Source organism: Mycobacterium gordonae (assembly GCF_001417955.2).
Lineage (GTDB): Bacteria > Actinomycetota > Actinomycetes > Mycobacteriales > Mycobacteriaceae > Mycobacterium > Mycobacterium gordonae_B.
Genome location: NZ_LKTM01000372.1, coordinates 59,611 through 83,181, shown reverse-complemented (window position 1 = coordinate 83,181; position 23,571 = coordinate 59,611). Strand labels below are relative to the sequence as shown.

Genomic DNA, 23,571 nt, shown 5'->3' with positions numbered 1-23,571 from the left:
TTACGGGGTGGTGATCTGGTTCGAGACGCCGGAGTACGCAACCGTGCCGTCGTCGTCGGTGACCTTTGCCCGGAAGTAGTAGGCGGTGGCGGTGGTCAGGCTGGTGATACTGCTGGTGACCACGCCGCTGGTGACCGACTCGGAACTGGTTGCCGCCGTCCAGCCGGTCAGACCGTCTGCCGAGCGCTCGACGTCGTAGGTGTAGGGCGACACGCCGCCGAGCGGCTGCTTGTACACCAAGTCGGCGGTGGTGGCGGCCGTAGCGGTCGCGACCGGCGCGGTGCCAGTGAACGTCAGGCCGGGAACCTCGTTCTGGTCCCAGATAGCGCCCGTGGTCCAGCGACCGTCGATGAGCGCCACGCCGTTGGCGTCAACGAAGAACGGATCGATCTCGCGCGAGAGGGTGAATTTCGCGGTGTCGGCGTCCTTCTTGTTGCCCTTTTCGGAGCCGAGGTCGGTCAGGATGCAACGCGGGAAGGGGAAGGCGTTGCGGAAGTCCAGGCCCCCCTGCTTGTCCTCGTGGAACACGAAGACCTGACGCCGAATTGCCTGATCGTCGTTGGACTCCCCTGCGAAATAGATTTCGCCGGTCGCGGCGCGTTCGAGCACGTCGACCAGCGGCTGATTGAAGCGCAGCGCGTCCACTACCAGGCTGCGCTCCAAGGGCGTGAACATCAGCGTCTTGTCGCGCTTCTGCATGTCCACGCGCACCGGGTCAAGAGCCTGCAATCCTTCCAGCGGGTCGCTGTCAATCTTCGGCGCCCGCTCGATGCCGTCGGGGTGCACGAAGCCGACCGGGAAGAACCCCAGGTTGGGCTTGGTGTTGTAGACCCATTTGCCGCTGGCGTTCTTGACGATCGCATAGAAGTCGTCTCGCCACAGTCCGTCTTGGGCCATGGGGCTGCCGAAGCTGCTGCCGGGGCTGATGTTGGTCAGCGAGCCGCCGTAGTCGCGGACCGCGACCGACCAGCGGCCACCACGGGTGACCAATAGCGAGTTGAGGTACGCGAGCCCAGATGCCTTGAAGCTCACGCCAGTTGCCGGTGCTGCCATTTACTCATTCCTTTCGCGGGATGGGTTGTACCGGAAGGGAATCCGGCGGATTAGGTGCGTGAATGACAAACGCCCCGTGCAGGTATGCACAGGGCGTGAGGGTTGATGTGTCGCCGAACGGCGTTCGGCGATAACTACCGGCGGCGGCGCTTCTGGCGCTTGTTGCCGGTTCTCAGGTCGGCACCTTGGCCGACGAAGTGCGCCACGGTCTTTGCGCGCACCGCGAATTCGGGGGTGTCCTCGGAGCCGTACTCGATGATGTTGCTGACGGGGTCGGTCCACTCAACAGAGACGCCGGTCTGGCCGCGGCGGCGTATCTTGGTGTCTCTCTTGTACTTTCCGGTGTCCTCGGGGGAGATCGACCGCGCGTAGTCAACGACCGCGTCGGCCAGCGCGAGCTTTTCGCGCATCACCTCGGCCGACTTCAGGTAGTCGTCGATCTCGGACTGCGGGATGAAGTCACTCAGTTTGGCCATCGTCGCCGTCTTGGGGCTTGGCGCGCTGGCTGCGGCGCGGCTTCTCGTCGGCGGCCGGCTCCGGCGCGGCGTCGACAGGCTCGATAACCCCCGCGGCGACCAGCGGCTTGGCCTCGACGGTGCCAACCTCGACCGGCGCGGCACTGGGGCGCGTGTAGTGCTTTCCCGCCACGATGCCCGGCGCAACCACGTTGTAGAGAGCCATCATTCCCCTTCGGTGTCGGTGAACGGCACGCCCATTTCGTAGCGGCCAATCCTCTGCTTGACGGTGTCGGAGTAGTACTCCGCATGCGGGCGCTCGAGCGTTTCCAGCCACTCGATCGACATCGTGGAATCGTCACTGAGCACGATGTCCTGCAATGGGTCCCGGGCCAGCAGCAGCATGCGGCGGTGCACCCGCGAGGCCGCCGTTTTCACCTCGGCAACGGTCGCGGCCAGGATGTGCAGCGATACCACCGGGTAGGCACTGATCTGCTGGGAGTCCTCGGTGGCCGTGATTTCGTTGACGATCACCATGGGCAGCGGGTCGCCCGACTTGCGCTCGGTGGCCAGGCGGTATTCCAGCGGGCCCAGCCACGCGATGATCAGCCGCTCGGCGTCGGTCGCGTCCTGGTCGAGCAGCTCGGCCGTCATGGGCGGTCAATCTTCGACAGGATCGTGACCTTGAACGGGTCGGCGAAGTCCTCGAACGGCTGTGCGCCGCCGATGATCTCGTACGTGACACCGTCCACGGTGAGGCGGCCGGTTGACTTCGCAGCCACAGCAGCGGCCTCGGGCGGCGCCGTGGTCTTCCAGACCTGTGTCGCCAGGTTCGTCAGCCACACCGGCGTCTCTTCGACCTTGAGCGGCCGGTGCCGGCATCCCGCGACCGCCACTGGCGTCGGCGTGGTGACCTCGATGCCGTCGGCGTCGTAGACACCAGTGCCCGTCAGCGTGGTGAACGTGACCGTTTGACTGCCGAAGCTCATGGGCTCGGCAGGATTCGATAGGAGTCAACCAGCTCGTGATTGAGCATGCTGAACAGCAGTTGGTTGCCCGGGTCGCCGACGGTGGTCTGCCACTTGTAGGTGACATCGTCGACGGTCTTTTCGACCATCGGGCCGCTGTTGCCCGCCACCGCGCCGACGGCCGCCGACATGCGGTCGACCAGCTCAAGCACCGCCTGCCGCCAGTCTGCCGCCTCGGTCTCAGTGAACCCGTGCGTGACGACGGCGGTGATGGCCCCGTCGCGCCCCGTCCAGCGCCCGAACCGTTTGGTGAGCGTGCCTTTTCGCCGCGAACGGTCCAGCGCGTTCACGTCGAGTGTTGTGCCAAGTTCGGTTACCGATGTGACCGACACCAGGTTCAGCGTCGGCAGCGACAGTACGGGCCCGCCCGGGCCGTCCAACTCAACGGTCTGGTCGGAGTTGAGCGGGCAGACGTGCCAGCCGCAGTACCGCCGCGCGGCGGCCAGCGCCGCGTTGATCCACGCCTGGGCGGCAGTGTCATTGGCGAACCTGGCCCGCACGGCGGCGGGCAGGTCACCTGGCGCCAGTTCGGCCATCGCTTAAGAGCGTGCAACCGGGTTGTTGCCGCCGTTACTCAAGATCGCCACGGCGCCGACAGCACCGCCCGAGGATGAGCCGGCATCGGTGATAGTCAGCCGCACATACCGCTTCGTAGGCCGGACGCCGAATTGGAACACGGTGTTGTCATCGGCCGCAACGATCTCGGGCAGGGTGCCTGAGATGCGCCATGACTCGACCGCGCCGTAGTTTGAGCCGGACGAGTCGGACTCTTCGACGGTGATCGTGTGGGTTCCGTCGGTGATGGTCGCGGTGTACACCGCGAACGTCACGTCGCGGAAGTTGTTGCCGTACACGCCCGTGTCGACCGCCACACCCGTTGCTGCGGAGTTCGACGACCGTACTGCGTAGTTCAGTGCCCGCTGGACGAGTGACTGGTTGTGTGTGGTGCGCATCAGGCGTCGCCCTTCGGCTCGGTGTGGATCTTGGGTGCGGCCTTCTTGGGCAGCGGCTTGCGGGCGCGGACCTCGCCGGGGGCCGCCGAAGCGGTCTCGGAGGCGCGGGCCGCCGTGCGGGTGACGGCGTCGGCTAGGGGCTCGAAGAACTGCTCGCGGCCCTTGAGGTTTGGGTTGTCGCTCGACCAGATCTCACCAGCCGTGGCGACAGCGTTGCCGTAGGCGAACGGCTCTTTCACGCGGAAGTAATCAGCCATGTTCTCTCTCCTTGGTGAGGCAGAGGAATGGGTGGCCCCGCAACCATGGGGCCACCCATTCGCACCTGACTGCTTTAGCTGGCGCTCGCGACGTCCAGCATGCGGAACGCGCCGTCGTTGACGGAGTCGGCTCCGATGCGGCAGTGGGCCAGCCATGCGCGCTGGCCACTCGGGCGGTTGTTCGACGTGTGGAACAGATTCGGAATGAACTCCACACTCATGCCGATGCGGTCGGTGATGACGTAGTTGGAGAAGTCGCCGAAGATCAACACGAAGTTCGACACCGCACCAGAGGTTCCGATAACGCCATCCATCGCCTCAGCCTCGATCGCCGACCGGCCCAGCAACTGCGGGGGGCGCCCGTCATTGAGGTTGGCCCAGAACCCGCCGCCACCGGATGTGTCGAACTGCCGAATCTTGTTGTAGATCAGGTTGTTCGCGAGCCAGGAGGCGTTGGCGCGGTACCGGGCCGGTAGGGCGCCCTGGATGGTGTACACGTCACCGATGGCGAAGGTGTCATCGGCCGCCGCGTTGATCTCCGAGCTGGTGCCCGTGAGCGCGGTGACGATGCCGGTGGGCTGGGCGTTGCCAGAGCCGGTGATGTAGGCGACCGCCTCAAGGTCCAGCTTGCCACCCGCGAGCAGCTTGCCGACCTCTTGGGCGACGTTCGCCTCATCCTGCAGCGCCTCGAAGCTGATCGGCACGAAGCCCTGCGCCTTGTGGTTCGGGATGCTGGGCTGAGCGAACGCCGGTGCGTCGTCGGACACCTCGGCAGCTTCCGCATCCCACGACCAACTGACGTTGGCCGCAGACACGCCATTCCACACGTCACCAGTGGCGACGACCTGGCGGGCCACCTGGCGGATGTCGTTGCGCGACCCGTTCGACGTCACAATGACGGTGGGGTCGAGCTGGAAGGGCACCAGGTAGCCGCCCGCGTTGTCCGTCAGGGACATGGCGCGGTACTGCTCCACCTCGCGAACTGCGCGTTGCTCAGCCTCGCTGAGCATGTGGCCACCGGGGTCTTTGGCCAGCTTCGACCAAGCCCGGAGGTAGGCCGGGGCTGACGTTGCCAGGCACATCCGAGCCAGCGACGACCTGCTGTCGTCGTACTGCTCGATGATGTTGGCCGCGGCCTGTCGGATGTTGTCGGACGCGCCCGGCATCTTCTCAATGGCAGACAGCGCGCGTGCGCGGAACTCGCCGGAGATCTCGCCGGCGTCGCGGCCGAAGGTGCGGACCTCTGAGAGGTCCCACGGGTTTTTGAACCGGCAGTCCTCGATGGAGTCGGGCTCGAGGATGCTGTCGCGGTCGTAGTCGTCGCGGCCACGCTGTGAGCCGGAGTCGACGCGCAGGCGACGCTTGCCCTGCGGGGCGGCCGACCGTACCGACGCCAGCTCGGCGGCGACCTCGAGGCGCTCGGCGTGAACGCGCAACCCCTCGAATTCGCTTCGCAGGTCGTCGAATTCCTTGCGCTCCTCGGGAGAGATCTCGTCGAGTTCGCCGATTTCCTCCATGCGCGCGTGAATTTCGTCCATACGCTTGATGGACTGCGGGTGCGTCAAGGTCGGGGCCTTGCGCTCTTCTGTGGTGGTGGCTTCGTCGCTCATCGCAACGTTCCTTTCGATTTGTGGGTGATCAGCGAATCGCGCTGATTCCGCAACACCAGATCGATGTCACGGGCCGGGCGCGGTTTCGACGGGCGCTCACCTACAGCAGTTGTGGATCGCTGCGCGTCGTTGGACTCGGGCGGGCTCTCGACTGCGGGCTTATCGCCGGCGTCTCGTTGCGCGTCGTCGTCCTGCTCGGCCGCATCCGCGAGGAATACGGCCCTGGCGAGCAACTTGCGCTGCTCGGGTTCATGGAGTCGGCCCAGATCGATCACTGAGCGGACAGATACAGAGGTCTCCCGGTAGGCCGGCCACATGACGGGGCCAATCTCGGGGATTTTGAGCTCTTTGAGTGTGCGGAGAAGTAATTCATCCTCGGGCACGTCGTCATACCAGGTGCGCCGCAGCTCGGCCATTAACTGGTCTTCGTCGCGAATAACCTTGCCGTCGGGCGTTTCCCACTGCTCACGCACGATGGTCATACGCATAGACATGCCGTCGATGGCTTTGCCGTCGATCGCGTCGCGCACGGGGGCTGTCAGCCAGTTATCGAAGACGCGGGCGATGATGTGCGCGCCACCCTTGGGCGCCAGCACGGGATCGATTTCTTCGGTGGCTGATCGCAACGCCGCGATAGGAATTGAGCCGATGAGCGGGTGCCGGCCGTGGTCGTACTGCACCTTCGGCGGCGTCTCGCGAAACGACCGCCTCATTGAGCCAAGGGCGACCTTCTCTTTGAATCGGCCCTCGTAGCTGTCGATGACGGTGATGGACTCGAATACCGCGCCGTAGCCGTCGAGGGTCAGTCCGTCGTTGGGCTCGCTGTCGTCGGCGGCCCGGAGCGCGAACGGGGCCTCGCGCAGTACACCCTCGCGCGGCGGCCGGGCGGCGCGCTGCTCAGTTGGTTGCGCCATTGAGTACACCTCCTTTGGCCTGCCCATTGGTGCTGGCCGGCGTTGTTGGCTGTTCTGCGCCCGGCTTCTGTAGCTGCACGCTGTACATGCCCGAATGCCTGAGCAGCCGCAGGTCGTTAGCCTCGACGGCCTTGACCACCGAGTCGGGTTCGTAGCCCGCAGTGATGTAGGAATTGATGGTGGCGGCAGTCTTCGCAGCAATCTCCGCGGCGTCCTTCTCGTCCTCACGCAGGAACGGGACATCGGTCGCGTCGTACCACAGCCTGTTGCCGGCGCCAGGTGGCCGCTGAACGATGTCTTCGAGCGACCCTGCGACGTTCTGCCACAGCGGATGTATCGTGCCGTCAGCGAACCGCTTGCGGGCCAGTAGGTAGTTGGAATACGTCGCCGCCTCAAGCCCTTCGGACAGCCCGACGATGATGGGCGGAACCTGTGCGGCGGCCGCAATCCTGGTTTCACCGCCACCGCGGACCTTCTTGAAATCGATCTCCTGGAAGTTCGCGCCCACTGGCGTCGCGTCGGCGCCGGGGTAGAGTTGCAGCGTCTTGTAGGCGTTCTCCGGTCCCGTGAACTTCGCCCGGAACTCTTTCTCCCACTTCTCGACAGCGGCCTGCGTCGCACCCTTTTCGTGCTTGATGACCATGTTCACCGTGGCGCCGTTGTCGAAGAATGCCTGTTGGTGGCGCGACATCGACTGATCGTTCTGAATCTCCCGCAGGATCGGCGTCAGCCACGACATGCCCCGGTAGCTCGCGAGTGGATCGGGGATCGGGGCGAAATGTGCGATCTCGTCAGCGAGCAAGCCGACCGGGTCATTGCCCGACTGAAGGCCGCCCTCGGTGTAGACAAACCCGAGCTTGCGCCAACCGATCTGACCGCGGCCGTCAGCAAGCATCCGCTCGGTGACCACGACGTCGGTCCAGTCGGGGCGAAGTCGCACCATCTCGCCGCCTGGGTCGGCGGTTCCCAGCCGGGCGAGCGATGTGTCCCGAAACCAGTAGCCGTTGCCGGCCAGGTCGGCGTCCTGGATGGTGCGGATCAACATGTCCTGCGTGGTGCCGCCGGTCCATGGCCGCTCAAGCACCCTGAGTTCGGGCGTGCCGAACATGTCCGACGGCTTTCCGTCGGTGATCGTCTGCCACCGAAAGCGGATCGACGAGAAGACCAGCATGCGGACCAACATGCAGGCGAACACCACGCCGTTGGCGGCATAGGCGTGCGCCGCCAGCCCGCGGAAGTTGTTCGGCGCCATCTCGGTCGCCGGCCCCTTGAGCGTCTGCTGGACGCCGTTGCTGAGGCCGTTGGTGTAGCCGTAGCCGTAGGTGTGCCCGCCGAACGCGAATTGATTAACCGCGGCGGCGTACTCGTCGATTGTCGAGATGTCGCGCGCGGGAGAGCTGGCGCCCTTGAGGCGGTCTAGCCACCTCATGGCGTGGGCTTACCAGCGGGGTCGTAGAGCAACCACGCACCGACGAGCGCGCACACTCCGAAAGTGATGAGACCCCACGCGGCGCCCGCCAGCAGCACCACGCCAACAACGATCGCCGCGACGGCGAGCAGGGCCAGGATGGCGGATAGCTGCGGCGCTTTCACGTTAAGAATCCCCATACCTCGACTTCCTCGGTTGTTCCGTGCTCGATCAGCCCGTGCATGCCGAGAGTCACGGCCATAAGTTGAGTGATATCGCTGTCTTTGTCCTTGCGGTCCCATGCCCAGGCGTCGGACAGGTCTCGCTTCTTGGCCGATGTCACCGACCTGGTGAGCGGTGTCGCGGCCCGGTGTCGCAGACTGGCCGCCGAATCCGGCTCTGCCATCACCGCGTCGTAGAACAGGCCGCACGCTTTGGCCAGATCCGTCGCGTTGGACTTCACCACCTCGACGCCGAGGCCCTCAATCGTGGTGATGAGTGACGCCGCGGCCGAGTGGCCGTCAATGACCACCGCGCACGGCTTCCACTCGTCGGCCAGTTCCTTGACCCGGTCAGGAATCCACGCCGTGCCTGGTAGTGAGTCGATCGACTTTCCACGCACCGCCGGCACGATGCCGACGTGAAACTTGCCATCGGCGCGGCGGCCCACGACGCCGATGGCCGAAGCGGTGCGGTCGAGCTTGACGTACACGCCGAAAGCCACCGGGTCGAGCGGCTCAGACAGCGGGTCTTCCAGCGCCTTCCACTGATCAGGCTTGATCAGGGCCTCGGTGGCCGAGTCCGGCTTGTCGTGCCAGCCGGCCCGCTCGCGGCCGAACTCATCAGCCGGTAACGCCTCGCGCTCGGCGCGGATGTAGTCGATGCTGATGCGGCGTTCAAGGGCTGGATTGGCCTGCCGGATGTACTCGATGTCGTCGAGTGCGCACCCCTCAACACCGAAAATGTGCGTGCACGCCTCGTCGGCACACGCGCCCTCTTCGGGTTGCGAGCAGAACTCGAGGTAGCCCAGCCGCGGGCTTGTGCCCGCCCGGCCGCGTTCAACCAGCGCGCGCAGCACATCGGAATCCGGGTGGCAGGCCGACGAGCCGTAGACCACCTGGGGGTCGTCCACCGCCGACAGCGTCGGCAGCAGCGAGCCCATGTGCACCTTCTTGAGCGCATACGCCTCGTCGAGGATGATCTTGTTGCCCGTCAGTCCACGGGCGCCGCCGTGGGTTCGCGCCTTGAACTTGAGGCGCTGACCATGCGGACACTCTGCGCTCGGCCGGAGCTTGATCAGTTCCTTGCCGTTGCCACGCTTGATGCCCGGGTCTTTGCCGAAATCGGGATCCAGACGCCTACTCAGCGCCGGGGTGTCCATGATCAGGTTGACCATGTCCTCGAACGCCTCGTTGGTGGTGTCCATCTCGTGCGACGACCACACGACCAGCTCTTGATCGGTGACGTACAGCCAGCCCAGTGCCGCCTGCTTGAACAGCCCCGTCTTCATATTCTGGCGAGCGCAGACCGCTCCGAACTCGAAAGCAGCCGTCGCGACCTTGCCAGATAGGGTGCGCAGCGTCGGGTGCAGCGCGAACATCGCATTGAGCGCCAGCTCCTGCTCAGGATCGGGCGCATAACCAGCTAGGGCCGCGAGGTCGCACACCTCCGGGCCCAAGGTCTCGACGTACTTCGGGAAGTTCGCGTAGGCCGGCTGGACAATCTGCCGCTTAGCCAGCGCGTTTGGCATCTCTCCGCGCCCTCAACTCGTCGACCTCGTCACCCTGGCCAGCCGCCGGGGGTGCCGCCGGAGCCGTACCGATCGCCGCGGCCATGACCGTGCGCAACTCCCGGGACAGCGACGCATAGCCCGCGACAGTGTCCGCGCCCGACATTCGCGCCGCCAAGGCGAGCGCCTGCTGACCGAGCATTGAGTCGAGCTTGCCGGCGGCTTCCAGTTCGCGTTTCGTGGCCGCTACCAGCGGGTTGTCCGAAGTTTCAGCCTGCTCCGGGGGTTGGCGCATGTGCCGCTTCCGGCTCCGGCAGGTCGCGCTACACGTGAGCGATTCCTTGCGTTTTGCCTGGTAGGGGCGCTTGCACACGACACATGTTTTTTGCACGGGAGCACCCCTTTCCAAATGTGGCCTGCCGCATGGTGTTTCAGGCGCCGGCGCACCGCCCCCACCTGTGCCAACGCACTCGGGGGAGGGAAATCACGCGAGATTGGGCCCTCGCCATGGGGTCGCTACAATGCGCGATACAAACCCACCCCCCGGTACAAAGGGTGGCACAATAGATACAACCGTAGGCACAATGCATAACCGCAGGTCAGAGCCATGATGCTGCGACCCACCACGCCCCATCACCACCACGCCCCATCACCACGACGCCCCATCACCACACGCGCGATGTGTCCACCACATTCAGGGCCTTGTGCGTTGAGGTGGCACGGTTGCAGGCGACATGCTCAGGCCCCATGTACTTCGTGGGGTCGTTGTCGTCATGCCCTAGATCCCAGTCGCTGCCCGGCGCAATGGGCTTCGTGCACCGCCAGCAGTACGCCTTGCCCGCCTCGACCTGCTCGGCCTCGCGCTTGCGTCGGGCCTTGTGGGCACCGCCATAGAACGGCATCGGCGTAGGTTTTAGTGAGCGCAGCGCATCAGCTGCGCCACTTCCCCAGCACCTTCATCGTCAGCACCACATCCCCGTCCAACTCGGCCAGCAACTGCTCGCCCTTGTCGGCCACCAGCCGCAGGATGTCGGCGGCGATGTGCGCCTGCCGGTTGGCCTGCTCGGTCACCGCCGGGTCCTGGCCGTCGAGGTCAGCGAGCTTGGCCATGACCGTGTCGCGCACCGTCTGCGGCAGGCGCAGCAGTGGGGTTAGTGTGGCGTCGGTGCCGTCGCCCAGCCCGACAGTGACCGGCGGGTGTTCGGCGTCGGCCTCGGTGCGTAGGTCGTTGAGGTTCACGAGCTTGCCTCCATGTCGGGCTTATGGGGTGCGGGCGTCCTCAACCTGCTCGGCCAGGAACGCCAGCTTGAGCACTGGGCACGGCTTGGCCCCGACAACTTGGTAGCCGTCCTTGCTGACAAACCATGGGAATGGCCGGTCACCAATAACCGGCGAGCTTTCCTTGCTGACAAACCATGGGAATGGCCGGTCACCAATAACCGGCGAGCTTCTGTCCCCGTGGCACGTAATGTCCAGCACCGGCCCAGTCCCGCCGGCGAGAATCGGCAGGATCTCGACGTTGACGAACCAGGGCACGCCCGGGTGTCCGGTGTCGGTCACCGTGACATCCGGCGCGACATACCACGGGAAGGGTTCGCCGTCGACCAGCAGCTCATGGTCACCGATCCGGACGTGTCCGGCCAGCTTCGGGCGGTCGGCCACTTCCCTTAGTCCTCGGCTTGCCGGGGTAGCAGCACATACCGACGGCACAAGTCGGCGGCGGCCCGGGTTGCCGAGCTGTGATCATCCTCGTCCGTGTACGGACCGCTCTCGCCGTACACGTGATCACCGATAATGGCGGCCACTTCCGATTCGGTGGCTGCCACAAAGGCCGAGAGGTCAGGCTTCACCTGAACTGTGATTGCCATCGTCAGATCCCTCCCGGGTTGCGGCTGTCCCAGATGTCCGCCCGCGCCTCGTAGTGTTTGGGCGTGTTGCTGACGTCGACGGTCCAGCCCTGCGCACGGGTGGTGACCTCGATGCGCAGGTCCTGATCGTTGGCGACGGCCTCGGCAATCGTGAAGATGACCGCCTTCATCCATGGCTCCGGCCGGGCGCCGGGCTGCAGGTAGCTGGCGAGCTCGGCGGGCAGGTGGGTTGCGCCGTGGCCGCGGGCAGTGTTGGCGTTCATCCACTCGGCGCCGTCGACGGTGATGAGCAGGTGGGGCATCAGGGCCGCCCGCGGTGTTGGGTCGAGCAGTCGGGGTCGAGCTGGCGCATGGCGGTGATGAGCTGGCGGCCGTTGACCCGGAACTTGCCGGGGTTGACCTGGGTCATGGCGCAGCTCACGCACTTCTGTCCGCAGATGCATTCCAGCGTGACTTCGCGTGCCGCGTCAGCTTCGGCGCCGATGGCACGCAGCCGCTCAAGCTCGGTGGTGTTGATCAGCGTGTGGCCCGCGCCCTGCAGGGTGTACACCAGTGCTTCGGCGGTCAGTAGCGCGAAGTCGGTGCTGGGCAGTCCAGCCTCGTGCGCGAAGTGCTCAGCCTGCTCGGGTGGCAGCTTGGCCAGCTGGTAGGCCGGGAGCGCCGGCAAGGCGAACGGCTCGGTCTTGTCGTCGCCGGGGTGAATGACTCCGGTGGCCAGCGCCTGGCGTATCAGGTCGATGGCCATCCGGTTGGACGGAACGATATCGGCTTCGGGCATTGGGCGGCTGCTCCCGTGGGGTCGGCTGAATGCACAAACGCCGCCCTGCTCAGCAGTGGCGGCGCGGGAACCGGATTCCGGGGACGGCAAACGTCCCATACGTGGTTCATCGGCAGGATAGCACGGGTTACTTACACGGCTGTCATTCTCGGCAACTCCCGCGTGGCGGTTCGCCGCGTATGAGGTCTTCTGTCAGATTTCGCCGTGGCAACGGAGCCAATCATCTCCGTCTACCGCGTAACCGCCCGCGCAAAAACCGTCGTCGGATGCGGGGCATTTCCGCTGGTAGTCCTGGCACAGCATGAACGGCCCCGCCGCGCGCGCGTCATCAATCGTGACATCGCTCAACGTCGTTCCTTTCGCCGCGTACCTGGTCTTCTGTCAACTAGTCCGCTGCCGCCGCGACTTCGCGCAGCACCTGGGCGACCGCCGCGCCGACGTTGCTGCCGCCAACCGGATACCGCGCCGATTCCGCCTTCTCGGCGGCGGTGAGGAGCATCGTGCCGTTGGTGTCGCGGGGACCCTTGAAGGCGATGTTTGGGACGCGCACGATGGCAAAACCCGCGTTCCGTAGAGCGGATTTCACCGATTGGGCATTGCCGAGGTTGGCTAGGCCATCCTGCCCGCCATCGCCCTCCGGCATGAACTCAGCGATAGCGTCAGCGATAACCGCTGTGGCTTCCTCCATGATGGTCATTCCTCCTGTTGTTTCGTGCCGATAACTGTGCGGACGGTCAACTACCCGGTGGGTAGAGGTCGATGCATTCGCCGGTTTCCGGGTCGATTCGCCAGGGCTGCCGCGCGGGGTATTTCGCGCGGCAGGCCGTGCAGAGAATCAGGTCTCCGTACTGGGTGGTGGCGGGTACGCAGTTGTCGAGGTCATGGCAACCGTCGCACTGTGATTCGCAGGTTCTGTCGCACGCGCTCACGCCTTCACCCCTGACTTCCGTGGCACCGGATTGCTCTGCGCCATCTTGCGCCGCACCCGCCGCACGTCACCCACGCGGTATTCGGGCTCATCCTCGGGACCATGCCGGAAGAACCCGCGCCGGCCATTCGGGCGCAGGTAGCGCACCGGCCGCAGATGCCCGTCGCGAATCCAGCGGTTGAACGTCTGCCAGCGGACCTCTTCGTCGAGCGCCCCCATGATCCCGGTGTTGTGCAGCTCGGGATTCGCCGCGCGCTGGTTGCCGATCATCTCATCGCGCGAAACGATCTGGTAGTCAATGGCATTGCGCCAGCGGTTGTACAGCGCCTCGATGTTGTGTGTCGTGCGGCATGCCGGATTCGGGCAGGTGACCTCGATCGCTTCCCTGCGCGCATAGAGCATCAGCCCACAGATTTTCCGGTCAATCTTCGTGTCACACTGCCCACAGAATCGCGGCGCCGGCGGCCGGTCGATCACCTTCTCGATCTTGCGCACCAGGCCGTCAACCTCAAGTTTCCAGATGCCCGCCGACTCATCACACGCCAGCGAATGTACATGCACCGCAAGCCAATTCGCCAATTCCGGCGGCGCTGGTCGCCAATCACCAGAAGCGCGTCGCCACCCTGGCGGCAATGGCCCGATGAAAGTTCGGTTGACCACCCGAAACGTCCGACTGATGTCCACGCCGCGCGTTTCACAGAGGTCGCGCACGATGGTGGTTAGCGTGTTGCGGGCCTCGCGCAGCAAGTCGCTCGCCTGGCCCTGGCGCGTGCGCTTGACCTTCTCGGCGGTGCTGTCGGCGGCATCGGGCTCGAACGGGTCGCAGAGTTCGTCGCCACGTTTGCGGTGGCCGCCGCTCGTGCCCATTTGAGTTTGCCGGGTGACCACGTCCTCAAGGTCCGCAAGTAGCCCTTGTGTGCGGCGCTCAATGCCCGACTCGCTGGTCACCAGGGGGCCTTTGGCGAGAGTTTCGAGGTCCGCCTTTAGGCTGGTCACGCATTGGGCGCAAATCCACAATTCAGCTGGGGCAGTGCAGCTTTGGCATTGGTTCATGAAGCCTCCGGGTGCTCATGGGTCGCCCTTTCAGGCACATGCTTCCAGCCTTTCCCGGTTGCTATACGCCAGACTGTGGCCTGCTGGACCCCATAACGCGCCGCAATGCCGCGTTGCGATAAGCCCTGCGCGAGCAGGTCGCGTATCTCAATGACCTGGTACTCGCCGAGCTTCGCAGCACCGTTCCTGGATGATCCCCGTGGCGCGACGTGGCGACCTTTTTGGTCCCGATCAGCGTTGTTCTCCGCGGAGGTCCCCAGAAAAAGGTGCCTGGTGTTAACGCAGTTGGGAACGTCGCAGCGATGTAAGACGCCGAGCCCTTCTGGGATCTCGCCGTGTTCAAGAATCCACGCAACGCGATGGACACCTGTCGGCTTCCCACGAAAGCTCATTAGCCTATGGCCAGAGTTTCGGCGGTAGCCGGCGGTGTACACGACGCATTCGCCTTGGCGTTGTGTCCGCTCGCGCAATCGCTTCGCTGGGTCAATCTCGACGTTATTGCCATCGCGAACTGTGTTGACATCACCAGTTCGCCACCACCGCGTGTAGTGCATCTTGCACAGCCCGCGCCCAAAATGCTTCCGATCACAATCTGGTAGCTCACACGTTCGCACCTTGGGTAATCCCTTCTGGCCAGTCGATCGAGTTGTGCATGGCTTCGATATGGCGCCTGCGCGGGAGAAAGTGAAGGGGTTCACCGAGATACCGCGCTCCGGCCTCGGCAAGGGTCAAGGCATCGCCAATATCGTCGTTGGTGATGTGCGCGGCCCACGGCGCCCATGTCTCCCGCACGGCCAGCATCACCTCGCGCTTGTGCTGAGCGCGTGTGATTTCCTTGCTCGACTTGCCGCCCTTGCCGGTCGCCCACTTGCAGCGGGTGAGGTTGTTGACCACCACCGTGGGCGTCTTCCAGTGCTGCAACTGCCGCATCAGTTCGACGAACAGCGCGTAGCGGTCGTAGGCATCCCCGCCGGTGTCGAACGTCAATGGCGCTTCGATCATCGCCAGGTCCGGCAGCACACCCGGGCCGACGCGCTTGACCAGCGTTGTCTCGATGAGCCGCACAATGTTCCACGTCTGGCGGGTGATCCGGCGCACGCGGTGATCCCAGTCCTTGATGTCTGGGCCGGTGCCGATCGAGCGCAGTAGGATCGGGCGGCCGTCGCGGAGGATGGCGACGCCGGTGCTGGTCAGGCTGGGGTCGATGCCGAGGATGATCATGCACACTCACCCGCGTGTGTGGTCCAGCACTCCATACACGCCCGCTCATTCCGTCGCGGCGCATCAAGATCCGGCGTCGGCACACAGTCGTCGTGCACTAGCTCGTCGTCCTCGTAGCGGACCTGTTGCCCGGGTTCGATGCGGTTGTCGCAGTGTCCGCAGCGGCCGGGGTACTTTGCGGAGAAGCTCATCGCTCGTGCCTATCGCGAGTCTCGCCGCAGTAGGTGGCATTAGTGCCGTCGCTGCGGTAAGTGCATTCGTCGTCGTCAGGGTGACCACGGACGGGCAGGAAATCATGGCCAGTAATGGGTGCCCCGCATCCCACCGCGACGTCGCACGCGCCGCACGCTTCGCACTTCCAGCCCCAGTCGGTGTCCACCACCGCGCCGCGCCGGCACGTCGGGCACTGCCGGTTTGCCGCGTCGATAAACTCGGCAACAGCGGTCTCGAACGAGCCGCACGCGACACCAGTAGGGCCGTCTGAGAAGCCCGCCGGATAGTCCATCGCCCACGGGAACACCGGCGCGCCGGTCTTGTGGATGCGGAAGCGGTCGTTTTTCCGGCCCAGCGCGTCCCCCTGCGCCCGATCCCCACTCCCGGCGGGTAATTGCCTACCCCCGGCCATCACCGGCGCTCCTGGGACGATTCAGGTCGAATCAAGCTTAACCGGGGCCGCCGCTCGCGCCGGAGTTCGTCGGCGGTCTCCTGAACAGCTTGCAGGGTGGCTGCTTCGGTGGTCATTTTCGTGGCCCTTCCCACGTGCCGGGCAGCGACCAGCCGGGCCAGGATCGGTCGGCGACGACGAACGCGGGTTCGCCCGATTCCGTCCGCAACGTCTCCGGGTCGCAGCACTCGAAGCCCTTGCGGTGGCGGTCGAACGCGCCCACCGACGTGAAGCTCTGGTGGCACCCGGAGCAGTGCGCAGCGGCCAATCCTGTCCACCACGTCCCGCAGCTGGCGCAGCAGACGTGGTTTTCCGTGCTTCTGTCGCGCGCCGAGCGATTTTCAGGGGTGGTCTGGATAGATGACACTGGGGAGGGGTCTTGCGTGGCTGAGAATCGTTCTACGGCGGTCATTTCTTCCCCTTCGCCAGCATCTTGCGGATGTGCTCACGCTGCGCCCGGCCGACGTTCTCGTGGCGCTTGTGGTCGCAGATCACGCGCCGGGCCGGGAGCCGGTAACCCTCGTCGTCGCAGAGCGGGCAGCGGGCACGGGCGGCCGGGGCGAGGTGTGCGTTGCCGGTGTCGTCGAGGTCGGCCATGGAGGCGAATCGGTCGCGGTCAGGCATCGGCTAGTCCCTTACCGGGCACGGTTGAGCCTGTGCGGCTGGTTATCTGCGCCAAGGCGCGGCGGTCCAGCTCGGCGTCGCGGCGGTCCTCGCGGGCACGTCGCTCAGCCTCGGACTCACGCTCGGTGCGGTCGCGCCGCACCTGCCGAGCCTTCTGCACGATGTCAGCCGGCAGCGGTCGGAATCCGGAGCCGTTGTCGCGATAGGCGATCCGCACGCCCTGCAGGACGTCGCGCTCGTCGAGCTGGTATTCGGCGATCTGGTCGGCCCACGCCTCGACGGTGGCGCGGTTGGCCTGGGGGAACCACGGATCGTGTGCGGCGCACAAGGCGAGCGCACGTGCGGCGGTCTGGTGGTAGTCGCTCATCGTTCGATGGCCTCCTGCGAGTGGGGATTTCGGTTGCCCAGCGCGGCCCATTCGGCAACTTTCGCTTCGCCTGCCGTGAGCCCGTTGATGCCCGGTGCTGCGCGGGGCTGCTGCGATTTGATGACCTCGGAGACGAGCGAGGGCAGCGCGTGCGGTCCGAGGTTCGGTTTGGTCAACCAGAGGCGAAGCGCGGCCTCGACGGTCTTCGGGGGGGTTCCGGTGTTGACGAGTTCGCTTGCGCGGTGACGCAACGCGGTTTGCACGGCGGCGGGGTGTTCGCTTGGAATGATGCGGCGGACCAGATCGGCCCCACTGGTTGCGGCGATGGCGTCGAGGGGTTCGGGGATGGCCACCGCTGCAGGTGCTGGTGCTGGGTGATCGGTGTAGGTGCTGGTGTTCCCCTTACCTACGTAACTAACTCCTACACCAGGGGGTTCGGGTAACCCTTCGGCGAACCCTTCTGCTAACCCTTCGCTTAGGGTTCGACTTAGCCCTTCTACCAGCCCGTTTGCGGTGTCAACCGTCGTGTCCTGGTCCTTATGGGCCGGAAGCCGCTTCAATTCGTCATGAAGTACCCACCGGATCGCTTCGGACTCGACCTGGCGGGCGAATTTCAGCGCTGATTTCATCAGGTTCGGCTGCTTGTAGACCTCGTCATTTCGGACGAAAGTCCGGACGAGAACCTCTTCGGTGTCCCAGTCGACGACGATGAAATCGTTTGCTGCGAGCACTATTAGGGCCTGTGTGAGAGCGTCAATCGTGGCGTCAGCGGTGCACTTCGCCCACCGCTTAAGGGTCAACGGAAGGACGCCGGCGACATTGCGCGTGGCGTAGGAAATCAGGAGGCAGTAGACCTGCTGCGGGCGCGCGTCCAGCGCAATGAAATGGTGGTCGGCCCATATGCGGGACAGCAGCTTTCCGTAGTCGGCCATCTATGCGCTCTCCCTCTCTCGTCGTTGAAGTCCCGGCTCAACCGGCGTCACATGCGCCCGATGGCAGTTGTCGCACCGCGGCCGTCCGGCGCTGTGCTCCACCTCGCCGCAGCCAAGTGGGGCAGGCGCAGTCGGGGTCGGCGTGCTTGCTGCTTGCGCAGGCGGCGATGACTTCCCACCAATTCAGCGGCTGGTCGGCGAACGGCTTACCGTCGGGGGTAGGCCAGTGGTCGACAACGAGGCGGTACACGTAGCGGCGCTCAGGCATCAGTAACCGCCTCTGCAGCGTCAGCAGCAGCCAGGAGCACAGCAGCGAGAGCGCGGGCCTGGTCGGGCGTGTGTTCGTGAATCGCGCTGGTGTGGACCTCGCCGTGCTCTGCCCACACGTCGTGGCCGTCCCAACGCGGTGCGTGGTGGGGATCGTTATCGGGGTATCGGCCCCACCATGCGTCGAACTCACCGCCCTGGCCGCTGCCGGTGTCGTCGGGCTCCGGTAGTGCCACGATGGCGACACCTTCCAGAGACAGCAGCACATCGACCATGTGGTCGGCCCAGTCGCGATAGTCGCCGGCCGCCTTGCCGCAATCGCACCAATACATCGCGGCGTCACCGTCGTAAGACATGGCGTGCTGTTCCCGCAGTGCTTCGGTGAGTTTCACGCGGACGACGTCAGGCATTCTCGATCTCCTCGGGTGTGACGTATCGCCAAGGGCCGTAGTGGATTTCGCGGACGATGATGCGGGCGCCATCAGCGAAGTCGGCAAGATCTTCGATCGGTCCAGCTAGCTCACTGTCACCTGCGCAGGCATGACCACCACGGCGCGGCTCAACCGCGTACTCCGTTTCGGTGCGGCCATCTTCGCGGTCCTCGCCGCCGATAGCCCAATCAAACTCGGGCCGTGCGACGTCAGCGACCGCGGCATGGGCGGTGGCGATCGCGTACGCCGCAGGTGAGTCATAGTCGTCTGGGTCAAAATCAGGCATCGTTCTCCTCTGCTGTGCCGTCGGTGATTGCGAGCGCGACGATGACGCGGTTCCGCTCACCGTCTTCAAGGAACAACCCGAGTTGGCGTCCGACCTGCCGCAGTTGCGCCCGTGTGGTTTTCAGCTCGGCCTCGACATCGGGCGCGTGGACGTAGGCGAAGGCGTGGTCGCGTCCATCGCCGCCACATTCATCGCAGCCTTCGTGAGCACCGGTAGCGGTGCCCGGTCCGCAGCCACTCCCGCCGCATTCCTTGCAGCTATCAACGTGCTCGAAATGTTCATGGGCTTCACACCACACGGGGCATTCCGTCTCGTGCTTCCGCGCCGTTTCAGCGTGCGCGCGAACGTAATCGAGGATCGTGTTGTCATCCGCGAGGATCGCGTTCCCGACACTCTCAACGCATTCGACGAAGCCGACGGCGTCGGCGACCTTGTAGCGGAACTCGCGTGTGGTTTTCAGCTCGGCAACCAACTCCGGGACAAGCTGGCGGGCAGCAGCGATGAACTCCCCATTGCGGCGGTCGTTGACCTTCCCCGTGTCGGGGTTCCAAACGCAGCCGTTTGGGGTCATCACGACGTGCGCCCAGTGCCCGTTGAACCTGATTTTCCACGGACCGGGACTGATGCCTTCCAGCGCGGCTTCGGCCCGGGCGATGATGTCGTCACTCATTGGTGTTGTCCTTCCGTACCCACCCAGACACCAGCCGGGACTCAATCCACCAGCCGAGACCGCGTAGTCGGTCGCCGAGATCCCCTTCGTCAGGACGGAGGACGCGAGATGTGCCCTGTGGAGTCATGACACGGCGCTCTTCGACAATCCCCCTTGCTGAGGCGAAAGTATTCAGCGCCCGCGTGGCAGCCCGCCGGTAGTACATGTACATCTCCGGGTCGTTTTTGGGGTCCCATCGGCAACCGCAGGCCTCGCTAATCGCTTGCGCTACTGCGTCTACGGTGTCCATCAGCTGGCCTCCCCCGGGTAGCCATCCCAGGTTCTGCCGTCCAGCTCGCGGCCGGCGCGGTGCTTGCCGACGCGACACATGGCAGTCCACAGCCCGGAAGCCTCGCCGCTGTCGTACGGATCTCCGGTGATTGCACCTGTCTCGCGGTGCACATAAAGGAGGCGGCCCGGCTGATCGCTTAGCTGCCAACGCCGAAACTCACCATTTTGCTTATGCAGGTAGGCGACTCCGACCGCCTGGCATTGGTCGCGGATGGACCGGAACCAGTCGGGGTGTGCCGGCCGCGCGCCGGGGCCGGACTCGCCGCCGGTGATCACCCAGTGCAGTCCAACGTTCGTAACGGTGCCGTCGAGGACGCTGGCCCTGCATTGGTCGCAGCGCCATCGCTTCGTCGGACTCGCGATCGGCTCCTGATCGACCCCAGAGAGGGAATCGTGTGGGCAGCCAATCCAACTGGTTAGATCAATCGGTCCCAGCAGCGGCTCCGCGCTGACGAACCTGACCGCAGCAGGGGTGTCGAGCAGCGCGGGGATGCGGATGTTGGCCCACTGCTGATTCTCGGCCGAGACACCGAGCCACACGTTCGGCAACGGCCACGCGACAGCCGTCCGAGAATACGAGCTGTTGCCATGCGGAAGCCCTAATGCAGCGCCTGCATGTATGCGCCAAGCCCAGGTGGTTACCAACTCCGGAAAGCTCTGCTTTGAAAGCACCGCTCGCATCCGTCCGTGCCGCTTGGTGAGCACCTGAAACGTATGCCGCCGCGCGACCGCCATGACGGCGAACACTTTGGCGATGTACTCGTCAGGCACCTGGTCGTGGAACAAATCGCTCATCGAGTTAACGAAAATCCGTTGCGGTTTCCGCCATTTCAGCGGCAGGCCCAGCACGTCGGGGTGGACGCTGACACCGAAGCCGGGGCCGGACGTGCGCGGGTCACCGTCGCGCTGATACTTGGCCGAGCCCATGCCCTTGAGCCGCTTAGCCATCGTCATCGCGTAGCAGTGATCGCAACCAGGTGACACGCGGTCACATCCCGTGGTGGGATTCCATACGCGGTCGGCCCATTCGATTGCCGTGTCAGCCATTCCGCGCCCCCTGGTGGTCGTGCTGGCATTCCTCTGCCCGCCGGCACAGGTGGTCGAGTTCGTTGAGGATGAACGTGTCCTCCGCGTTGGCCGGGATACCGAGCAGTTCGGCGACTTGGGTGCGGAAGTGTTGCAGGCGCGCGGTTTCCGCGGCGGCGTTGTCGGCCGCCGTGAGTAGCGCGTCGGCACCGGCCTTCGTGTGCTGGGGGAAAAGTGCGGCGGCGAAGTGGAGGTTGGTCATGCCGTGACTCCCAGCGATTCAGCGACGACGCCGACGAGATCCCGCGCGGCTGGCGGTGTTACGGCGTTCCCGGCCTGCCTGACCTGTTCGCGGCGGTTGCCGAGGATGCGGTAGGTGCCTGGGAAGTCCATCGCGGCGGCTATCTCGCGGGGCTCAAGCATCCGGAACAGGACATCGTCGAGGTCGATGGTCGGCCGTTCGGCGGTCAGCAGCGACTGGTGGCCTGCGGTGGTGACGGTGCGGGCCGGTTCGCTGGCGGGCGTGACCATCTCGGCCCCATCGCCCTTGCTGCTGTTGTTGCGCATCAGCAGCGCGTGCCGCTCGGTGGCGGTGACGGTGGCCAGGGCGTCGCTGGTTGGCCGGGTGGTGCCGTTGCCGTAGTAGGCCGTGACGAGGCCGTGGTGGTTGCCGTTGGCGACTACCGTGCACAGCGGGTCGGACACCGGCCGGTGCTTGGAGCCGCCGCCGCGCAACTCGGCGATGAACGCCAGGCCGTCGTTCTCCCGTGTTGTGCGGGTGGGCGCCGGATCAGCGAGGGCCGTGGCGCGGTCCCGCCACGTACCGCCAGTCGGTACAAGGAACCCAGTCTCGCTGCGCGTCGTCATCGTGCGCACCGGCTGATCAACCGGCGCAGCCTGCTTGCCGTCGCGCCCTTCAACGGGCACCAGCAGCGGAGCCCAATACCGGTCAATCCCCGCCTGGATACGCGCCAACGTCTTCGCCGCAAGAGGCTTCGCCCGGTCCCCGATCCGCTGGCCCAACAGCGCCCAGTCGATGATGTCGGCGGCCGGACGGTAGTGCGGCTCAACGACGGTCACGCAGCCCCGCACCGGGCAGGTGTAGACGTACTGCTGGCGGTAGCGGCCCCACGGCGCGCGGTCGGCGCGCTTGAACACCTGCCGCGCCCGCACCGGGCCGTGGGTCGGGCAGACAGCGGCTGGCGCGGTGACCCGCTCCAACTCGGGCCGGGGGTTGCCCTTGCGCCAGAACACCACGTACATCCGGTCCCGCGACTGCGGTGCACCCGGGCCGAGCGCCTGGGCGTGCATGGAGTTCAGGAACACCACGTGGTGCTCGTACCCGAGGCTGTCCATCGCCATCAGCCACGCCTGGAACGGCTGCCAATGCCAGGCGTCGACAACGTTCTCCACGATCACCGCGCGGTAGCGGTGGTGCTCGGCGAACCGCGGGACGTCCCACATCGTCGCCCGGGACCGCTCGGCCGCGGCATCAGGCAGCACTTCGCCGAACAGGTCCGGCTGCGCATCATCGCGCTTCTTTCCCCTGGCAACGCTGTGCGAAGTGCATTCCGGCGACGCCCATAACAGTTCGGTGCGCGGGAACCTGCGGGGGTCGATCTGGGATAAGTCGGCGCAGATGTGATCGGCATTCGGGTGGTTCGTGCCGTGCGTCTCGACTGCGAGTTGCCAATGGTTGCTGGCTACGCGAACCTCGATGCCCGGCACTTGGATAGCCCCGGTACTAGATCCCCCAGCTCCGCAAAACATGTCGAGTAACGTCAAAGTCATTATCTCGCAGCCTTTCTGGCCGCGTATCGCTGCCGCAGGTAGATTCGGTCACATTCGGCGCAGTAGCGGCGGCCGTTCGGCCGTGTCCGCACATTGCGTGGGTTGGTCCAGTCGTGGCCCGCTCTGCGGCAGGCGGTCTGCGCTTGACTGAGGCGCCTCATATTCTCGGTGTGAGTGACGGCTTCGTGATGTGATGGGCGAACGCAGGCCGCATTTCGACACACGTGATCGAGGTCCAGTCCGTTGATGTCCTGCCCCGTCAAGAGTGTGAAGACAATGCGGTGTGCCGGCTGATCGCGCCCGTCGACGCTGATGTACGGATAACCAGCTGAGTTGTGCCAGGAGTCGAAAAGCCAGCACTTGCCCGCTATAGGACGCAGCGGGTTGGTTGGCAGCGGTCCATCGGCGTTGATCTTGCCGTGAATCCTGGTTGGCAGGTCGGTAAGGGTCAGCATCAGTCCGCGACGCCGTTGTGGCTGAACGCCGGATCAAACTCGTTGAGCCCGTCGTCATCCGGCTCGGTCTCGACGTGCACGTGGTCGTTATGCCCGCCGTCGTCTTCCGGCTCGTCGTCGGGGATGTTGCCGTGCTCGTCGATCATGGCCGGGTCGTCGTTGGGTGGCGGGGTGTCTTCGGCTTCGGGCTTGTAGGGCTCGGTGGTGACCTTGGCGGCGACGAAACTCATTACGCGGTAGTGCTCGATCCCGCCATCGGCCAGCAGCGTGCGGCCGTCGTTCTTGCACCGCATCGTCACTTCCATCTTGACGAACTCGCCCATCTCCGGCGGCCGGTCCATGACGAGCATGTCCTTGCCGGACATGCGGATGGTGGCCGGCGCGGGGCCGAGCAGATCGTCCGGAATATCCCGCAGCGTGTTCTCTTCGGGTGGCAGGCCGCCAGGGTTTTCGGTGATGAGAGCCATTGTGTG

39 protein-coding genes are annotated in these 23,571 nt (G+C 65.2%); all 39 read right to left on the bottom strand.

Annotation, left to right across the window (positions count from 1 at the left end):
* Positions 1–1,053 (bottom strand): hypothetical protein, encoded by a 1,053-nt coding sequence (locus AO501_RS31260; protein ID WP_063892965.1) that lies wholly within the window; start codon positions 1,051–1,053, stop codon positions 1–3.
* Between the two features lie 134 nt (positions 1,054–1,187).
* Positions 1,188–1,529 (bottom strand): hypothetical protein, encoded by a 342-nt coding sequence (locus AO501_RS31255; RefSeq protein WP_055581449.1) that lies wholly within the window; start codon positions 1,527–1,529, stop codon positions 1,188–1,190.
* The gene (locus AO501_RS37550; RefSeq protein WP_156452885.1) at positions 1,513–1,734 is read right to left on the bottom strand and encodes a hypothetical protein; all 222 of its coding nucleotides are present in this window, start codon (positions 1,732–1,734) and stop codon (positions 1,513–1,515) included. The genes AO501_RS31255 and AO501_RS37550 overlap by 17 nt, the downstream gene beginning before the upstream one ends.
* The gene (locus AO501_RS31250; protein ID WP_055581448.1) at positions 1,734–2,162 is read right to left on the bottom strand and encodes a hypothetical protein; all 429 of its coding nucleotides are present in this window, start codon (positions 2,160–2,162) and stop codon (positions 1,734–1,736) included. Before AO501_RS31250 ends, AO501_RS37550 begins: the two co-directional genes overlap by 1 nt.
* Positions 2,159–2,497, bottom strand: coding sequence for a hypothetical protein (locus tag AO501_RS31245; protein WP_055581447.1), 339 nt, complete (start codon positions 2,495–2,497; stop codon positions 2,159–2,161). Before AO501_RS31245 ends, AO501_RS31250 begins: the two co-directional genes overlap by 4 nt.
* On the bottom strand, positions 2,494–3,072 hold the full coding sequence (locus tag AO501_RS31240; RefSeq protein ID WP_055581446.1) for a hypothetical protein: 579 nt from the start codon (positions 3,070–3,072) through the stop codon (positions 2,494–2,496). Before AO501_RS31240 ends, AO501_RS31245 begins: the two co-directional genes overlap by 4 nt.
* Positions 3,073–3,075: 3 nt before the next feature.
* On the bottom strand, positions 3,076–3,489 hold the full coding sequence (locus AO501_RS31235; RefSeq protein ID WP_055581445.1) for a hypothetical protein: 414 nt from the start codon (positions 3,487–3,489) through the stop codon (positions 3,076–3,078).
* Complete coding sequence (locus tag AO501_RS31230; protein ID WP_055581444.1) at positions 3,489–3,746, bottom strand: hypothetical protein; 258 nt, start codon at positions 3,744–3,746, stop codon at positions 3,489–3,491. Before AO501_RS31230 ends, AO501_RS31235 begins: the two co-directional genes overlap by 1 nt.
* Positions 3,747–3,820: 74 nt before the next feature.
* Entirely contained in the window at positions 3,821–5,356 is a 1,536-nt protein-coding gene (locus AO501_RS31225) for a phage major capsid protein (protein WP_082658949.1), read from the bottom strand.
* Complete coding sequence (locus tag AO501_RS37545) at positions 5,353–6,270, bottom strand: HK97 family phage prohead protease (protein WP_055581443.1); 918 nt, start codon at positions 6,268–6,270, stop codon at positions 5,353–5,355. The genes AO501_RS31225 and AO501_RS37545 overlap by 4 nt, the downstream gene beginning before the upstream one ends.
* Complete coding sequence (locus AO501_RS37540) at positions 6,254–7,699, bottom strand: phage portal protein (protein WP_055581442.1); 1,446 nt, start codon at positions 7,697–7,699, stop codon at positions 6,254–6,256. Before AO501_RS37540 ends, AO501_RS37545 begins: the two co-directional genes overlap by 17 nt.
* Positions 7,696–7,878, bottom strand: a complete 183-nt coding sequence (locus AO501_RS37535; protein WP_197419985.1) for a hypothetical protein — start codon at positions 7,876–7,878, stop codon at positions 7,696–7,698. The genes AO501_RS37540 and AO501_RS37535 overlap by 4 nt, the downstream gene beginning before the upstream one ends.
* Positions 7,860–9,428 carry a hypothetical protein gene (locus AO501_RS31210; RefSeq protein WP_055581441.1) on the bottom strand — a complete coding sequence of 523 codons (1,569 nt, stop codon included), beginning with the start codon at positions 9,426–9,428 and terminating at the stop codon, positions 7,860–7,862. The genes AO501_RS37535 and AO501_RS31210 overlap by 19 nt, the downstream gene beginning before the upstream one ends.
* Positions 9,409–9,702 carry a hypothetical protein gene (locus AO501_RS31205; RefSeq protein WP_055581440.1) on the bottom strand — a complete coding sequence of 98 codons (294 nt, stop codon included), beginning with the start codon at positions 9,700–9,702 and terminating at the stop codon, positions 9,409–9,411. Before AO501_RS31205 ends, AO501_RS31210 begins: the two co-directional genes overlap by 20 nt.
* A 370-nt stretch (positions 9,703–10,072) precedes the next feature.
* Complete coding sequence (locus tag AO501_RS31200; protein ID WP_055581439.1) at positions 10,073–10,309, bottom strand: hypothetical protein; 237 nt, start codon at positions 10,307–10,309, stop codon at positions 10,073–10,075.
* A gap of 28 nt (positions 10,310–10,337) precedes the next feature.
* On the bottom strand, positions 10,338–10,646 hold the full coding sequence (locus AO501_RS31195; RefSeq protein WP_055581438.1) for a phage tail assembly protein: 309 nt from the start codon (positions 10,644–10,646) through the stop codon (positions 10,338–10,340).
* 21 nt (positions 10,647–10,667) lie between these two features.
* Positions 10,668–11,069, bottom strand: a complete 402-nt coding sequence (locus tag AO501_RS31190; protein WP_055581437.1) for a hypothetical protein — start codon at positions 11,067–11,069, stop codon at positions 10,668–10,670.
* Between the two features lie 5 nt (positions 11,070–11,074).
* Positions 11,075–11,275, bottom strand: coding sequence for a hypothetical protein (locus AO501_RS31185; RefSeq protein ID WP_055581436.1), 201 nt, complete (start codon positions 11,273–11,275; stop codon positions 11,075–11,077).
* A gap of 2 nt (positions 11,276–11,277) precedes the next feature.
* Positions 11,278–11,577 (bottom strand): hypothetical protein, encoded by a 300-nt coding sequence (locus AO501_RS31180; protein ID WP_055581435.1) that lies wholly within the window; start codon positions 11,575–11,577, stop codon positions 11,278–11,280.
* Positions 11,577–12,053 (bottom strand): hypothetical protein, encoded by a 477-nt coding sequence (locus tag AO501_RS31175; protein WP_055581434.1) that lies wholly within the window; start codon positions 12,051–12,053, stop codon positions 11,577–11,579. Before AO501_RS31175 ends, AO501_RS31180 begins: the two co-directional genes overlap by 1 nt.
* 192 nt (positions 12,054–12,245) lie before the next feature.
* On the bottom strand, positions 12,246–12,401 hold the full coding sequence (locus AO501_RS37530; protein ID WP_156452883.1) for a hypothetical protein: 156 nt from the start codon (positions 12,399–12,401) through the stop codon (positions 12,246–12,248).
* A gap of 37 nt (positions 12,402–12,438) precedes the next feature.
* Positions 12,439–12,750 carry a hypothetical protein gene (locus tag AO501_RS31170; protein WP_055581433.1) on the bottom strand — a complete coding sequence of 104 codons (312 nt, stop codon included), beginning with the start codon at positions 12,748–12,750 and terminating at the stop codon, positions 12,439–12,441.
* 228 nt (positions 12,751–12,978) lie between these two features.
* A complete protein-coding gene (locus AO501_RS31165) occupies positions 12,979–13,929 on the bottom strand; it encodes a hypothetical protein (protein WP_156452882.1) in 951 nt (316 codons plus the stop codon).
* Between the two features lie 101 nt (positions 13,930–14,030).
* Positions 14,031–14,426, bottom strand: coding sequence for an HNH endonuclease (locus AO501_RS40905; RefSeq protein ID WP_197419984.1), 396 nt, complete (start codon positions 14,424–14,426; stop codon positions 14,031–14,033).
* A 208-nt stretch (positions 14,427–14,634) separates the two neighbouring features.
* Positions 14,635–15,255 (bottom strand): hypothetical protein, encoded by a 621-nt coding sequence (locus tag AO501_RS31160; RefSeq protein ID WP_055581431.1) that lies wholly within the window; start codon positions 15,253–15,255, stop codon positions 14,635–14,637.
* 187 nt (positions 15,256–15,442) lie between these two features.
* Complete coding sequence (locus AO501_RS31155; protein ID WP_156452881.1) at positions 15,443–15,880, bottom strand: hypothetical protein; 438 nt, start codon at positions 15,878–15,880, stop codon at positions 15,443–15,445.
* A 112-nt stretch (positions 15,881–15,992) separates the two neighbouring features.
* Positions 15,993–16,331 (bottom strand): hypothetical protein, encoded by a 339-nt coding sequence (locus AO501_RS40900; RefSeq protein ID WP_419775692.1) that lies wholly within the window; start codon positions 16,329–16,331, stop codon positions 15,993–15,995.
* On the bottom strand, positions 16,328–16,543 hold the full coding sequence (locus tag AO501_RS31150) for a hypothetical protein (RefSeq protein ID WP_055581429.1): 216 nt from the start codon (positions 16,541–16,543) through the stop codon (positions 16,328–16,330). Before AO501_RS31150 ends, AO501_RS40900 begins: the two co-directional genes overlap by 4 nt.
* Positions 16,536–16,910, bottom strand: a complete 375-nt coding sequence (locus tag AO501_RS31145) for a hypothetical protein (protein ID WP_055581428.1) — start codon at positions 16,908–16,910, stop codon at positions 16,536–16,538. The genes AO501_RS31150 and AO501_RS31145 overlap by 8 nt, the downstream gene beginning before the upstream one ends.
* On the bottom strand, positions 16,907–17,842 hold the full coding sequence (locus AO501_RS31140; protein ID WP_055581427.1) for a hypothetical protein: 936 nt from the start codon (positions 17,840–17,842) through the stop codon (positions 16,907–16,909). Before AO501_RS31140 ends, AO501_RS31145 begins: the two co-directional genes overlap by 4 nt.
* Positions 17,843–17,879: 37 nt before the next feature.
* Complete coding sequence (locus AO501_RS37520) at positions 17,880–18,110, bottom strand: hypothetical protein (protein ID WP_156452879.1); 231 nt, start codon at positions 18,108–18,110, stop codon at positions 17,880–17,882.
* Positions 18,103–18,519, bottom strand: coding sequence for a hypothetical protein (locus AO501_RS31135; protein WP_055581426.1), 417 nt, complete (start codon positions 18,517–18,519; stop codon positions 18,103–18,105). The genes AO501_RS37520 and AO501_RS31135 overlap by 8 nt, the downstream gene beginning before the upstream one ends.
* Positions 18,512–18,826 carry a hypothetical protein gene (locus AO501_RS31130; RefSeq protein WP_055581425.1) on the bottom strand — a complete coding sequence of 105 codons (315 nt, stop codon included), beginning with the start codon at positions 18,824–18,826 and terminating at the stop codon, positions 18,512–18,514. The genes AO501_RS31135 and AO501_RS31130 overlap by 8 nt, the downstream gene beginning before the upstream one ends.
* A complete protein-coding gene (locus tag AO501_RS31125) occupies positions 18,819–19,496 on the bottom strand; it encodes a hypothetical protein (RefSeq protein WP_055581424.1) in 678 nt (225 codons plus the stop codon). Before AO501_RS31125 ends, AO501_RS31130 begins: the two co-directional genes overlap by 8 nt.
* 288 nt (positions 19,497–19,784) lie before the next feature.
* Complete coding sequence (locus AO501_RS31120; protein ID WP_055581423.1) at positions 19,785–20,873, bottom strand: DUF5131 family protein; 1,089 nt, start codon at positions 20,871–20,873, stop codon at positions 19,785–19,787.
* Positions 20,866–21,114 (bottom strand): hypothetical protein, encoded by a 249-nt coding sequence (locus AO501_RS31115; protein ID WP_055581422.1) that lies wholly within the window; start codon positions 21,112–21,114, stop codon positions 20,866–20,868. The genes AO501_RS31120 and AO501_RS31115 overlap by 8 nt, the downstream gene beginning before the upstream one ends.
* Positions 21,111–22,643 (bottom strand): DNA cytosine methyltransferase, encoded by a 1,533-nt coding sequence (locus AO501_RS31110; protein WP_055581421.1) that lies wholly within the window; start codon positions 22,641–22,643, stop codon positions 21,111–21,113. The genes AO501_RS31115 and AO501_RS31110 overlap by 4 nt, the downstream gene beginning before the upstream one ends.
* Positions 22,643–23,098: an HNH endonuclease gene (locus tag AO501_RS40895; protein WP_055581420.1), complete on the bottom strand. Its 456-nt coding sequence runs from the start codon at positions 23,096–23,098 to the stop codon at positions 22,643–22,645. The genes AO501_RS31110 and AO501_RS40895 overlap by 1 nt, the downstream gene beginning before the upstream one ends.
* On the bottom strand, positions 23,098–23,565 hold the full coding sequence (locus AO501_RS31100; protein WP_055581419.1) for a hypothetical protein: 468 nt from the start codon (positions 23,563–23,565) through the stop codon (positions 23,098–23,100). Before AO501_RS31100 ends, AO501_RS40895 begins: the two co-directional genes overlap by 1 nt.
* Between the last annotated feature and the right edge of the window lie 6 nt (positions 23,566–23,571).